The sequence below is a fragment of the Qipengyuania sp. NPDC077410 genome, assembly GCF_044543405.1.
In the GTDB taxonomy this organism is placed as follows: Bacteria; Pseudomonadota; Alphaproteobacteria; order Sphingomonadales; family Sphingomonadaceae; genus Qipengyuania; species Qipengyuania pacifica.
In genome coordinates this window covers 21,159-33,651 of record NZ_JBITWB010000006.1, presented here as the reverse complement: position 1 = coordinate 33,651, position 12,493 = coordinate 21,159, and the positions used below count along the sequence as shown (strand labels likewise).

The window sequence follows — 12,493 nt, the reverse complement described above, 5'->3', positions numbered from 1 at the left end:
TTGTGCCACGGGGACTGCCGTGGCTGCAAGCGGATCGTCTAACTCAAGCTATGCGATGCCTGGGGAGCGAACGGCGCCATCAGGTTCCAGGGTCCAGGTCGCGGCACGCATTCTCGGCATGCACAATGCAGAACGAAATCGCCTCAGCCTCGAGCCGCTGAAATGGAATGTCCATCTCGAACGCGAAGCAGAACAATGGGCTCGCGTTCTCTCCGAAAAAGGCGTTTTACAACACGCCGATCGTTCCACACGCAACGGTACGGGCGAGAACCTCTGGATGGGAACAGCCGGCAATTGGCCCATCGAAACCATGGTGGGCATGTTTCTCGAAGAGAAAAAACATTACCGGCATGACAGCTTTCCAAACATCTCGCGCACCGGCAGTTGGAGCGACGTGGGCCATTACACTCAGATAGTGTGGCGTGACACGAAAGAGGTTGGATGCGCGGTGGTTACGGCGCGCGGCAATGATGTCCTTGTCTGCCGGTACTGGCCTGCCGGGAATGTCTGGGGCCGAAAGGCCTACTGAGATTCAGCCGAACTGCTCGGCGACCAGCTTTGCAAAGGCATCCGCGCGGTGGCTGATGGCGTGCTTATCTGAAGGATCGAGTTCAGCAAAAGTCTGTTCGTGTCCCTCGGGTACGAAAACCGGATCGTATCCGAATCCAAGAGTGCCCCGCGGAGGCCAGGTGAGCGTGCCTTTTGCGGTCCCTTCGTAGATGGCCTGTTCCCCATCGGGCCACGCCAGAGCGAGCACGCAATGAAAGGCGCTGGAACGATCGACATTCGCCCCTTTCTGTTGAAGCATGCCTTCCACCTTGCCCATGGCCATGAACCAGTCACGACCGGGATCGCCTTCGAACCACTGCCGTTCCGCCCAATCCGCGGTATAGACGCCGGGTCGCCCGTCGAGTGCGTCAACCGACAGGCCGCTATCGTCTGCCAGAGCCACCAGACCCGAAGCCTCCGCTGCCGCCCGCGCTTTCAGAAGCGCATTTTGGACGAACGTGGTGCCGGTTTCTGCAGGTTCAGGTAGCCCGAGAGAGCCCGCCGAGATGCATTTGACACCATACGGTTCGAGCAGCGCGGAAATCTCCTTGAGTTTTCCCGCGTTATGCGTGGCAATCACCAGCGTGCTCGAACCGATACGGCGTGTCATTTGCGCGTTGCCTCTTCCTGAGCCTTGAAGATCTGCGCGCAGCCGATCTGGGCAAGGCGCAAGAGCCGCAGGAAGCCCTCCTCGTCGTAGGGCGCGCCTTCGGCGGTGGCTTGCGCCTCGGCAATCTTGCCGCCTTCGATGAGGACGAAATTAGCATCGGCATCGGCGCTGCTGTCCTCGGGATAGTCGAGGTCGAGAACAGGTGTGCCCTTGTAGATACCGCAGGAGATCGCGGCAATTTTCGCCGAAATCGGATCCTGCGTAATAGCGCCCGATTTCATCAGGCCGTCGACTGCCAGGCGAAGGGCGACCCAAGCGCCGGAGATAGAGGCCGTGCGAGTACCGCCGTCGGCCTGCAAAACGTCGCAATCAAGCGTGATCTGATGCTCGCCCAGCTTCTTCAGGTCCACGACCGAGCGCAGGCTGCGGCCGATCAAACGCTGGATTTCCTGCGTCCGGCCGCTCTGCTTGCCTTTGGCCGCTTCGCGCTGGCCGCGGGTATGCGTCGCGCGCGGGAGCATTGAATACTCACCAGTGACCCAGCCTTCGCCCTTGCCGCGAAGCCAAGGCGGGATTCGATCTTCGACCGAAGCGGTGCACAGGACACGCGTTTCACCGAAACTGATCAGGCAGCTGCCCTCAGCATGCTTGGTGTAGCCGGTTTCGATGGTGATAGCGCGCATTTCGTCGGGCGCACGGCCGGAAGGTCGCATAGGTTTCTCCATTGCAGTCGAATCTCGGGGATGCCTGTGGCGCAAGGGTCTTGAGGCCGCAAGGGGAGTGGTTAGATAGGGAACATGAATTCACCGCCACTCACAGATTTGTCCGATCGCGCACGGGACATCTTCCGGCTCGTGGTCGAAGGGTATCTGGAAAGCGGCACACCCATGGGTTCCAAGGCGCTGGCGGGGGAGGGGAGAGTGAACCTTTCTCCGGCGTCGATACGTTCGGTGCTGGCCGAACTCGAGCAGCGCGGACTGTTGGCGGCACCGCATACCAGCGCGGGTAGAATGCCGACGGAAACGGGCCTTCGTCTTTTCGTCGATGCGATGATGCAAGTCGCCGAGCCGACCCGCGAAGAACGTGCCGCAATCGAGCAGCGCCTTGCGGAGCCGGGACCGATCGAGCGAGCATTGGAAGAAACCAGCGCCTTGCTGTCCGATCTTTCGGGCGCGGCAGGCATGGTGATGGTGCCGACACGCGAACCCAAGCTGGCACAGATATCCCTCACCGCGTTGGATGCAAACCGCGTGCTGGCTGTTTTGGTGGGCGAAGACGGACATATCGAGAACCGGATTATCGCCCTTCCGGTCGAGGCGCTCGGCACGTCACTCGAGCAGGCGAGCAACTATCTCACCGCACGAAGCGCCGGACGGACCTTGGCGCAGGCCGCGAGCATGGTCGAAAAGGAGATTGCCAGCGGCAAATCTGCCCTCGATGAAGCCAGTCGCGATTTGGTCCAGCGGGGGCTCGCGGTGTGGAGTGAAGATGCCAGCAATCGCCCGGTCCTGATCGTCCGGGGGCAGGCCAACCTGCTCGACGAGACCGCACTGGGCGATATCGAACGGGTTCGCTCGCTGCTCGACGACTTGGAAAGCAAGCAATCGGTGGCCGGCTTGCTGGAACGTGCCCGGAGAGCTGACGCGATGCGCATATTCATCGGCAGCGAGAACCGGCTTTTCTCGCTTTCGGGCTCTTCCGTGATCGCTTCGCCCTACCGGGACCGGGAGGGTAAGGTTGTCGGTGTGCTGGGCGTCATTGGTCCAACTCGGTTGAATTACGCGCGAGTCGTCCCCATGGTGGATTTCACCGCCCGATCCTTGGGTAAACGAATTGGCTGACAGGGTTTTCCAGTGAACGACGAGAACAAGAACGAACCGCACGAAAAAGCGGTCGATGCAGATCTGGCACGTGAGATGGAAGGTGTACCCGAACATCTTCGCGACGATTCAGATGACGACACAGATACTCCGATCGATGACGCGCTCGCGAAACTGAAGAGCGATCTCGAAACGGCGATGCAGGACGTGCTTTATGCGCGTGCGGAAACGCAGAATGTGCGTCGCCGGCTCGAAAAGGATGTTCAGGACGCCCGCAATTATGCAGCAACGGGTTTCGCACGCGATATTCTCAGTGTTGCCGATAACCTGGCGAGGGCGCTCGACCACGTTCCCGAAGAACTACGCGAACACGAAAAGGCGAAGAATTTCATCGCTGGCATCGAAGCCACTCAGCGTGAGTTGGAGAAAGTCTTCAACAGCAATGGCATCACGCGCATTGCCGCCAAGGGCATGCCGCTCGACCCGAACCAGCATCAGGCAATGATGGAAGTGCCGACCGATGATGCAGAGCCCGGCACGATCGTGCAGGAAATGCAGGCCGGGTATATGATCAAGGATCGCCTGCTGCGTCCAGCCATGGTCGGCGTGGCCAAGAAGCCCGATTAACTCCGTCAAAGCAGGGGAATGACGATGAGGACTGCCATTTTCGGAGCGGCGGTTCTTGTCGCCTCCGCCTTCGCTACACCGCTTGCTGCTCAGGATAGCGCCGACGATGAACTGTCGGCGCTGGCTGATGCATATTACGACTACCAGCTCGAACAGTTCGGCATGAGCGAGGCGGCGAACGGTAGCACCGAGCAGGGCGATACTTTGTGGTCGGTTACCCCCGACGCGCAGCGTCAGCGCGCCGCGCAATACAAGTCCTATCTGTCACGCCTCGACCAGATCGATCGCGAAGCATTGAGCGAGAAGGCAAGGACCAATGCTCTAGTGCTCCGGTCGTTGCTGGAATCTGATATCGGCGATGCGCAGTTCGCCGAATGGGAAATGCCGTTCGACAGCGATTCCAATTTCTGGTCGTACCTCGCGCCCTCGCGGGGTTTCGCCACGGTAGAGGAATACGAAAACTACATCGGCCGGATGCAGGACATTCCGCGGTATTTCGCCGAGCAGACCGCCAACGCAAAAGCAGGCCTCGCGCGCGGGTTCTCGGTGCCGCGGGTTACGCTGGAAGGCCGCGATGTCTCCATCGCCTCCTATGTCGTGGAAAAGCCGGAAGACAGCCCGTTCTGGAAGCCATTTGCCGACATGCCGCGCAGCATTCCCGAAGCCGAACAGGAACGTCTAAGGGCAGCCGGCCGTGCCGCGATCCGCGACGATGTCACGCCGGCCTATGCCGACTGGCTCGCCTTCTTTCGCAACGAATATCTCCCGCAGACCCGCACCACCCTCGGCGCCAGCGAATTTCCCGATGGCGAGGCCTATTACGCGCAGCAGATCCGGCAATATACGACGCTCGACCTGTCGGCAGAGGAAATCCACCGCATCGGTCTCGACGAGGTGGCGCGCATTACCGCCGAGATGGAAAAGGTAAAGGAGAGCTCCGACTTCGACGGCACGCTGGCGGAGTTCGTGAACTTTCTGCGCACCGATCCGCAATTCGTTGCGCGCACGCCCGATGAACTGATGGGCGTATCTGCCTATGCCGCAAAGCGTGTCGATGGGCGGCTGGCCGACTATTTCGGGTTCCTGCCCCGGCACCGGTTCACCATCCGGCCGGTCGATCCTGCCATTGCTCCGTTCTATACGGCGGGACGGGGCGGGCTCGATGCCTGCCAGATGAATACCTACGATCTGGCGTCCCGACCACTCTACAATATCCCTGCACTGACACTGCACGAATGCGTCCCGGGCCACAGCTTTCAAGGTGCCGTCGCGTTGGAGCAGGAAGAGGCGCCGCGCTTCCGCCGCCAGACCTATTTCTCCGGTTTCGGCGAAGGCTGGGGTCTCTATGTGGAATATCTCGGGGAAGAGATGGGCATCTATCGCACGCCCTACGAGAAGTTCGGCCGACTGTCCTACGAGATGTGGCGCGCTGCGCGGCTGGTCATCGATACCGGTATCCATCACTACGGCTGGAGCCGGGAGCAGGCGGTCGACTATCTTGCGAGCCATACTGCGCTGTCCGAGCGGGAAGTGGGCACCGAAATCGACCGCTACATCAGCTGGCCGGGGCAGGCGCTGGCCTACAAGCTGGGGGAACTGACCATCCGCCGGGTGCGCGAGAAGGCCGAGACAGAACTCGGTTCCGCCTTCGACATTCGCAAGTTCCACGATGTGGTGCTGTCGCTCGGCTCGGTTCCGCTTCCCGCACTCGAAGCGCGGATCGACGCATTTATCGCCGATGGCGGGCAGGGGTTGGCCGGGGTAACCTACGACTGACGACTTCCGAAAACGTGGCGCGGGATACGGTGCGGGCAGCGGGTGCCAAGGAACAACATCCGGCGCCGCCCGTAGATGGCCAACGCTAACAATTTCGGAGAATCGCGATGAACGCCAAGCTATTTCTTGCACCTGCCCTGGCCGTTTCCACCCTCGGACTCGGGGCCTGTGCGCAGAACTATGGCGTTGAAGGCGCCGGGCTCGGTGCCGCAGCCGGTGCGGGTCTGGGCGCCATTCTGGGCGATGACATCACCACCTACGCGCTGGCCGGCGCAGCCATCGGCGGCGTGGTCGGTTATGCCACGGACAAGAACGACGAGTGCGACGGCTATTATGGCGATGGCCGTTATGTCGACGATGATTGCCGTTATGACGACCGTTACGCCCGATACTGGTAAGCAGGCTTCGTACCCCGGTGCCGGATCAGCTTTCGGCGCCGGGGAAGCGGACCAGTATTTCGTAAGCAGCCGGATCGGCGACGCCGGCGATCTTCATGCCCCGGCGCAGCCAGAAAGCATGTTTCACGATCTCCGCCTGTTGCTCGATACCATATCGTTCGAGTGGCCAACCGGGCTTGAGTGAATAATCGTAACGCGCCCACGGCATGCGCCGCGTTACCAGAAACCATTCGCCCTTCGCCTGGACCTGCCAGACATGAACCAATTCGTGGATGAAAAGGCCTTGGCGCCGTAGATCGACCTTCGAGAAATCATCGCAGTACGTTTCCCCGCGAGGATGAAAATGCAGGTGGCCGCGCGGAGCCATGGTGACCTGCCGAGGTTGAAACGGAAACCATTTTTTCCGCCTGATCATAATTCGGCTGTAATCGATTGCGTGACCGAAAACGGTTCGCGCAAGCTTTATCTCGCCTGAGGTCAGGGGCCGCTCGCCCCCAATCGGACATCCGGGCACGAAACCATCCTCCATGATTTTCGCGCCCGGCACTTGCTGCCCGTCGCTCAGCGCTCGTCACCTGCGGCGCGGACTTCGACGGGGAAAGTCTTCTTCTTGCCGCCAACGACGGTGAGCGTCATGTCGGTCGAGGTGCCAGCCTGCACCGAAGGGTCGAGATCGAAAACCATCACGTGGAAGCCGCCGGGCTGAAAGCTCTGCGTACCACCCGATTCGACAAGCACCTGTCCGACGCTGTCCATCATCATCTGGCCATCGACCTCCAGCGAACCGTGAAGTTCCGCATTGCCGGCCCCTTTCACATCTGCGCGACGGATTGCGTAATTGCGATCACTGGTGTTCTCGACATCGAAATAGATGGCACCCGGGTTGCCGGAGACTGCCGGTAGCATCAGTCGCGCATTGCTGACTTCGAGGGCCACTTCATCCGCTGCAGGCGCAGTGGTTTCTTCGGCAGGGCTCGAACATCCCGCCAACGTGAGCGCCGTCAAAGTCAGGGCGGCCGGTGCTAAATGTGTAAGTTTCATCAATTTGTCCCCTCTACGTACTGGCCGAAAAACTAGCCGACCCCCTCCCTTGTGCCAAGAAAAACCACACCTATATCGCCCGAGTAATACACCACCGGATAGAGCCGCCGACCGGTTTCGCCAGGATCGGGGAACCAATGATGCGGTGTCCAACGACTTGAAACAGATGGGGAAACCATGAGCAAAGTTATCGGTATCGACCTTGGCACAACCAACAGCTGCGTCGCCGTTATGGACGGCGGAAAGCCCAAGGTTATCGAAAATTCGGAAGGCGCGCGCACGACGCCTTCGATTGTCGCCTTCACTAAGGACGGCGAGCGCCTGATTGGTCAGCCGGCCAAGCGGCAGGCGGTAACCAATCCTGACAATACCCTTTTCGCGATCAAGCGCCTTATCGGTCGCCGGTTCGATGATCCGCTGACCAAGAAGGACATGGGTCTCGTCCCTTACGACATCGTCAAGGGCAAGAACGGTGACGCGTGGGTTGAAGCCGGCGGCGAAGATTATTCGCCCAGTCAGGTATCCGCCTTCATCCTGCAGAAGATGAAAGAAACGGCAGAGGGCTATCTTGGCGAAACCGTCACGCAGGCAGTCATCACCGTTCCCGCATATTTCAACGACGCGCAGCGTCAGGCAACCAAGGATGCCGGTCAGATTGCCGGCCTCGAAGTGCTGCGCATCATCAACGAGCCGACGGCTGCAGCACTTGCCTACGGCATGGACAAGGAAGACGGCAAGACCATCGCCGTCTATGACCTTGGCGGCGGTACGTTCGACGTTTCGGTTCTCGAAATCGGCGATGGCGTCTTCGAAGTGAAGTCGACCAATGGCGACACTTTCCTGGGCGGCGAAGACTTCGACAGCGCGATCGTCGAATATCTCGCGGACGAGTTCAAGAAGAAGGAGAACATGGATCTCCGGACCGACAAGCTCGCTCTGCAGCGTCTGAAGGAAGCTGCCGAAAAGGCGAAGATCGAACTGTCGAGCTCGGCACAGACCGAAGTCAACCTGCCCTTCATCACCGCACGCATGGAAGGCGGCAGCTCTACCCCTCTGCACCTCGTCGAAACAATCAGCCGTTCGAAGCTCGAACAGCTCGTCGGCGATCTGATCAAGCGCACGCTCGAACCGTGCAAGAAGGCGCTGGCCGATGCTGGCGTGTCCAAGAACGAGATCGACGAAGTGATCCTGGTCGGCGGCATGACCCGCATGCCCAAGGTTCGCGAAGTGGTGGAAGAATTCTTCGGCTCGAAGCCGCACACCGGCGTGAACCCCGATGAAGTCGTTGCAATGGGTGCCGCCATCCAGGCCGGCGTTCTTCAGGGCGACGTCAAGGATGTGCTGCTGCTCGACGTGACCCCGCTTTCGCTGGGCATCGAAACGCTCGGCGGCATCATGACCAAGATGATCGATCGCAACACGACGATCCCGACCAAGAAGACGCAGACCTACTCGACCGCGGAAGACAACCAGAATGCGGTTACCATCCGCGTCTTCCAGGGCGAGCGTGAAATGGCGCAGGACAACAAGATGCTGGGCCAGTTCGACCTGGTCGGTATCCCTGCCGCACCGCGCGGTGTGCCGCAGATCGAAGTTACCTTCGACATCGATGCCAACGGCATCGTGAACGTGTCCGCCAAAGACAAGGGCACGGGCAAGGAACAGCAGATCCGCATCCAGGCGTCGGGCGGTCTGTCCGACGACGACATCGAAAAGATGGTTCAGGACGCGGAGAAGTTCGCCGACGAGGACAAGAAGCGTCGTGAAGGTGCGGAAGCGCGCAATCAGGCCGACAGTCTCGTTCACGCAACCGAAAAGCAGCTTGAAGAACATGCCGACAAGATCGACGCTTCGTTGAAGAGCGAAGTTGAAGAGAAGGTTGCCGCCCTCAAGACGGCGCTCGAAGGCGACGATGCAGCCGACATCAACGCCAAGGCTCAGGACCTGTCGCAGAGCGCGATGAAGATGGGCCAGTCGATTTACGAGCAGGAGCAAGCCAAGGCCGCTTCCGACGCTCCGACCGACGGCGCGGCTGCCGGTAGTGAAGGCGGCTCGGAAGAAGAAGTCGTCGACGCCGAATTCTCCGAAGTCGACGAAGACGCAAAGAACTGATCGGACGATGAGAAACCAGTCGCCGCCGGTGCCGCAATGCACCGGTGGCGACTGAGTATTGGGAAGCCATGTCAGCGACCGAAATTGATTTTTACGAACTCCTCGGAGTGAGCCGCGATGCCGATGGGGCGACGATCAAGTCGGCCTATCGCAAACTGGCGATGAAGCACCATCCGGATCGCAATCCTGGATGCGGGGAAAGCGAAGGCAAGTTCAAGGCCGTTAGCGCCGCCTATGAGGTTCTCAAGGATCCTCAAAAACGTGCCGCTTACGATCGTTATGGCCACGCAGCTTTTCAGCAAGGCGGACCGGGCGGTGGTCAACCTGGTGCCGACTTCGGCGACATCGGAGATATATTCGAGACCATCTTTGGTGGTGCATTCGGCGGCGGAGGACGTGCACGTCCCAGGCGCGGTGCGGATCTGCGGTACGATATGCAGATCGATCTCGAAGAAGCCTTTCACGGTAAATCGACCGAGATCGAGATCGAAGTTTCACAGAATTGCGAAACCTGCCACGGGTCCGGCGCTACGCCAGGTACTCGCGCGCGAACTTGCAACCTTTGCCACGGGCAGGGACAAGTTCGGGCCAAGCAAGGTTTTTTCGTGGTCGAGCGACCATGCCCCAATTGTCATGGCAGCGGCGAAGTCATCACCTCGCCCTGTCGCGACTGCCGCGGGGAAGGGCGCATAGACGTTCCTCAGGCGCTTGCCGTCGAAATTCCGCCGGGCGTCGATACCGGAACTCGCATTCGGCTTTCGGGCAAGGGGGAGGCTGGGCCGCGTGGAGCTCCTCCCGGTGACCTTTATATTTTCGTGCATGTGAAGCCGCACGAGATTTTTCAGCGCGAAGGGACAGCTCTTGCAACGCGCGTCCCGATTAGCTTCACGACTGCTTCGTTGGGCGGGTCGATCGACATTCCCAATCTGGATGGCGAAGATGTCACGATCGAAATTCCCGCAGGCATCCAGTCGGGCAAGCAGCTGCGACAGCGTGGTGCGGGCATGCCTGTTCTGCAAGGGCGGGGCCGCGGCGATCTTGTTGTCGAAATTGCCGTGGAAACTCCGACCAGGTTGAGCAAGGAACAGCGTGCATTGCTGGAACAGTTCCGCGAACTGGAAACCGGTGACGAATGCCCTGAAAGCCGTGGTTTCTTCGATAAGCTGAAAGGTGCCTTCGGCGGGTGATCCCGTTTGCTAGTCAGGCAAACGCTCCGACACTTCTCGGCGAATTTCCTCGATCAGCTTTTTCGAACAGCGCTTGGCACCCTGCTCTTCGTCCAGGATGGCATTGAAGGCTTCTCGCTTGAAGCTGCGGCGGGTATCCTCCGCAAAGGGCTTGCTTACGGTTGAGCACACGAGGTCGATCATACGTTCGGCCCCGTGCAGTCGTCCCCATAAGTAATCGTTCTCGCGGTAAGCCCGGCTGAAGAACGCCCCGAAGCTGTAAAACTCGATTCCGCGCAAGGTGGCCCGTGTCCCACCTTCGCGAATGCTACGCGCGTCATCAGGGCTTATGCGGTCCACTTTGACCGGGTCGAACTCGGTCAGCCCTTCATTACGCAGGAGCGGCAGGGTCGCCACGTCGTAAAACGGGAATCCCAAGTAGGTTAGCAGCATCCGACGCCGCAGATTCTTTGGCATCTGCTCAAGCGCAGCGGCAAGCATCTCCTCCGCCCGTTCGTCGAGGTCTGGCAACAGACGTTTCGCCTCGATCATGTCGAGTAGGCTTCCGGGATCTTGCAGGACACTTTCGGCCAGTGGCTCAAATGACGAGCCGAGCGCCGCGACGCCTTCCTTTTCGAAATAAAGGGCAAGTATCTCGAACACCGCATCGCGCCCCTTTTCCAGTGCATCGTCCGGGATGTCGGGATCTGCCTCCCAGTCGCGCGCGAGGCGCCGGGCCAGCAACCGCAGACGGCGAATGCGAAATCCGATGTCGTGTTCTCTCAGAAACGCGATTGCTTCGGGCGATGCACCCCCGCCCGGCGCAGAAAGAGTGTCCAAACCGCGCTGCGCCAATTCGGCCCGCAGCACCGCTTCGATAGGAGACGTATCGTCGACAGCGAGTTTTGGCGCAGCCTCGATGGCGAGCCTGGCCAATCTCGTAATGATCCCGGCAAACTTGGCCTGCGCATAAGCGTGGAAAGCATATCCAGCCCTTTCAGCCGCCGCCTGCTGGGCTTTCTGCCGCCACGCATTCAACCGCGCTGGAGTGGGGCGATCCAGAAACAATGTGCGTCCAAACAGTTTGTCGACGGCTGCATCCACTTCTGGCCGCAGAGCGCTGACGATCCGCCTCAACCTTTCAGCCTCGCGGCTCTGTTCTTCGAGCTGTTCCAGATTGTCACGAATGGGCTGTTCGCGCGGAATGGTCGACAAGGATCCGAAGATCGCGGAGAAGAAACCAACCGGCTCGTTCTTTTCCGACGTGCGATTGCTCGACCTGTCCGGGCGGGGATCGACATATACGAAACGGCGATCCACCTCGCGCTGAGCGGGACGACCCTGAAGAGCGGAAATGGCGCCGGCGAACGGTTTGTTGACGAGTACCGATCCGTCGATAAGCGACACGTTTTCAATACTATCCCGCGCAGCATGAACGGGCATTATGCGTTGGATAAAATCATCGCGCCCAGCCCACGTACGTTCGGTGAGATTGGAAAGCTGATCGATCTCTTCGACGCGCAAGGGTGGGAAGGCGCCCGGAAAACTGGCTGTCGCTCGGGCCGCAAATACCAGTTCGAGCGGATTGGCCAGATCGCGTCCACCCGCCGCGGGCGTGCGCGTTCTGAACGATATGGGCATGCGGTGTTCGGTGTCTTCGACGACAGGCGGGCTGTGAAGCCGCAGGAGTTCCAGATATCCATGAAAATCCGTCGTGGTGACATACAGGTCCAGCGGGTGGCCCGGTGGGAGGAGCGGCTTTTCTATTTTGCTTTCGGCCATTGCCGAAAACGCCCGTTCCAGCAGACGCGAAAAACCGATGCCGGAAAATGGCGGTTCGAACCACCGCCCGCGTACGAGGTGCGAGACCTTGCGTTCGACCTCTGCCCGCGTTTCCGGTGCGACGGCATCGGCGAGATCACCGCCCGGGCGGTTCAGTAGCCAGGTCGCGAAGGGCTGTGCCCACATTTTCGAAAAGCGCCATTTGAGCCGCGCCTTGGGATCGACCAGTTCGTCCACATCGGCGACCTCCAGCCAGAGATCGGTCAACGGCTCCAGTGACTGGCCCGAATGAACAGCTTGGGCCAGAAAGACGGTGTTGATCCCGCCCGCGCTCGCGCCGCTCATGATGTCGGGCAGGACCCGGACATGCAGGTCCTGTTCTGCCGCAATCCGCTCAAGCAGATCGCGATAGACCCTGCCTACGCCGTCGGGGGATGAACTTGTCGAATGGAAATCGCGGCTAGCCCTGGCGAGCTGCCACAATTCGCGTGTAACCCCGTGCATATAGACCGCCAGGCTGACTCCGCCATAGCATACCAGCGCGATCCTCAGTTCCTTGTGCCGCATCGCCCGATGCTGTGCACGGATAAACGGCGCAAGGCAATTGCGTTC

12 protein-coding genes are annotated in these 12,493 nt (G+C 60.0%); 7 read left to right on the top strand and 5 right to left on the bottom strand.

Translation table 11 applies throughout. From position 1 onward, the window contains the following. Positions 1 to 118 precede the first annotated feature (118 nt). Positions 119 to 529, top strand: coding sequence for a CAP domain-containing protein (locus tag ACIGGE_RS17435; RefSeq protein ID WP_234003276.1), 411 nt, complete (start codon positions 119 to 121; stop codon positions 527 to 529). Positions 530 to 532: 3 nt separating this feature from the next. On the opposite strand, the gene rdgB is transcribed toward ACIGGE_RS17435, so the two are convergent. Continuing rightward, positions 533 to 1,159, bottom strand: a complete 627-nt coding sequence (gene rdgB / locus ACIGGE_RS17430) for an RdgB/HAM1 family non-canonical purine NTP pyrophosphatase (RefSeq protein ID WP_397491286.1) — start codon at positions 1,157 to 1,159, stop codon at positions 533 to 535. Next, positions 1,156 to 1,872 carry a ribonuclease PH gene (gene rph, locus ACIGGE_RS17425; protein ID WP_196846129.1) on the bottom strand — a complete coding sequence of 239 codons (717 nt, stop codon included), beginning with the start codon at positions 1,870 to 1,872 and terminating at the stop codon, positions 1,156 to 1,158. The genes rdgB and rph overlap by 4 nt, the downstream gene beginning before the upstream one ends. A gap of 84 nt (positions 1,873 to 1,956) precedes the next feature. Between rph and hrcA the strand changes: the two genes are divergently transcribed. The 4 genes from hrcA to ACIGGE_RS17405 all read left to right on the top strand — a co-directional run bounded on the left by hrcA (position 1,957) and on the right by ACIGGE_RS17405 (position 5,780). Continuing rightward, positions 1,957 to 3,000, top strand: a complete 1,044-nt coding sequence (gene hrcA / locus ACIGGE_RS17420) for a heat-inducible transcriptional repressor HrcA (RefSeq protein ID WP_397491285.1) — start codon at positions 1,957 to 1,959, stop codon at positions 2,998 to 3,000. Between the two features lie 12 nt (positions 3,001 to 3,012). Then, positions 3,013 to 3,606, top strand: a complete 594-nt coding sequence (grpE, locus tag ACIGGE_RS17415; protein WP_397491284.1) for a nucleotide exchange factor GrpE — start codon at positions 3,013 to 3,015, stop codon at positions 3,604 to 3,606. Positions 3,607 to 3,630: 24 nt separating this feature from the next. Next, the gene (locus ACIGGE_RS17410) at positions 3,631 to 5,382 is read left to right on the top strand and encodes a DUF885 domain-containing protein (protein ID WP_397491283.1); all 1,752 of its coding nucleotides are present in this window, start codon (positions 3,631 to 3,633) and stop codon (positions 5,380 to 5,382) included. Positions 5,383 to 5,489: 107 nt separating this feature from the next. Beyond that, complete coding sequence (locus ACIGGE_RS17405; protein ID WP_196846133.1) at positions 5,490 to 5,780, top strand: glycine zipper domain-containing protein; 291 nt, start codon at positions 5,490 to 5,492, stop codon at positions 5,778 to 5,780. Positions 5,781 to 5,805: 25 nt separating this feature from the next. On the opposite strand, the gene ACIGGE_RS17400 is transcribed toward ACIGGE_RS17405, so the two are convergent. Beyond that, positions 5,806 to 6,147 carry a vgr related protein gene (locus tag ACIGGE_RS17400; protein ID WP_397491282.1) on the bottom strand — a complete coding sequence of 114 codons (342 nt, stop codon included), beginning with the start codon at positions 6,145 to 6,147 and terminating at the stop codon, positions 5,806 to 5,808. A gap of 194 nt (positions 6,148 to 6,341) precedes the next feature. Then, complete coding sequence (locus tag ACIGGE_RS17395) at positions 6,342 to 6,821, bottom strand: copper chaperone PCu(A)C (RefSeq protein WP_397491281.1); 480 nt, start codon at positions 6,819 to 6,821, stop codon at positions 6,342 to 6,344. Positions 6,822 to 6,998: 177 nt separating this feature from the next. Between ACIGGE_RS17395 and dnaK the strand changes: the two genes are divergently transcribed. Then, positions 6,999 to 8,933, top strand: coding sequence for a molecular chaperone DnaK (dnaK, locus tag ACIGGE_RS17390; RefSeq protein WP_196846136.1), 1,935 nt, complete (start codon positions 6,999 to 7,001; stop codon positions 8,931 to 8,933). A 68-nt stretch (positions 8,934 to 9,001) separates the two neighbouring features. Beyond that, on the top strand, positions 9,002 to 10,120 hold the full coding sequence (gene dnaJ / locus ACIGGE_RS17385; RefSeq protein WP_103025033.1) for a molecular chaperone DnaJ: 1,119 nt from the start codon (positions 9,002 to 9,004) through the stop codon (positions 10,118 to 10,120). Between the two features lie 9 nt (positions 10,121 to 10,129). Here dnaJ and ACIGGE_RS17380 read toward each other — a convergent pair whose 3' ends face one another. Continuing rightward, positions 10,130 to 12,448 (bottom strand): patatin-like protein, encoded by a 2,319-nt coding sequence (locus ACIGGE_RS17380; protein WP_397491280.1) that lies wholly within the window; start codon positions 12,446 to 12,448, stop codon positions 10,130 to 10,132. Between the last annotated feature and the right edge of the window lie 45 nt (positions 12,449 to 12,493).

Excerpts from the sequence above, each read along its gene's own strand:
- ACIGGE_RS17435 (WP_234003276.1), top strand. The coding sequence starts at position 119 with ATGCACAATGCAGAACGAAATCGCCTCAGCCTCGAGCCGCTGAAATGG.
- rdgB (WP_397491286.1), bottom strand. The coding sequence starts at position 1,159 with ATGACACGCCGTATCGGTTCGAGCACGCTGGTGATTGCCACGCATAAC.
- rph (WP_196846129.1), bottom strand. The coding sequence starts at position 1,872 with ATGCGACCTTCCGGCCGTGCGCCCGACGAAATGCGCGCTATCACCATC.
- hrcA (WP_397491285.1), top strand. The coding sequence starts at position 1,957 with ATGAATTCACCGCCACTCACAGATTTGTCCGATCGCGCACGGGACATC.
- ACIGGE_RS17410 (WP_397491283.1), top strand. The coding sequence starts at position 3,631 with ATGAGGACTGCCATTTTCGGAGCGGCGGTTCTTGTCGCCTCCGCCTTC.
- ACIGGE_RS17405 (WP_196846133.1), top strand. The coding sequence starts at position 5,490 with ATGAACGCCAAGCTATTTCTTGCACCTGCCCTGGCCGTTTCCACCCTC.
- ACIGGE_RS17400 (WP_397491282.1), bottom strand. The coding sequence starts at position 6,147 with ATGGCTCCGCGCGGCCACCTGCATTTTCATCCTCGCGGGGAAACGTAC.
- ACIGGE_RS17395 (WP_397491281.1), bottom strand. The coding sequence starts at position 6,821 with ATGAAACTTACACATTTAGCACCGGCCGCCCTGACTTTGACGGCGCTC.
- dnaK (WP_196846136.1), top strand. The coding sequence starts at position 6,999 with ATGAGCAAAGTTATCGGTATCGACCTTGGCACAACCAACAGCTGCGTC.
- dnaJ (WP_103025033.1), top strand. The coding sequence starts at position 9,002 with ATGTCAGCGACCGAAATTGATTTTTACGAACTCCTCGGAGTGAGCCGC.
- ACIGGE_RS17380 (WP_397491280.1), bottom strand. The coding sequence starts at position 12,448 with ATGCGGCACAAGGAACTGAGGATCGCGCTGGTATGCTATGGCGGAGTC.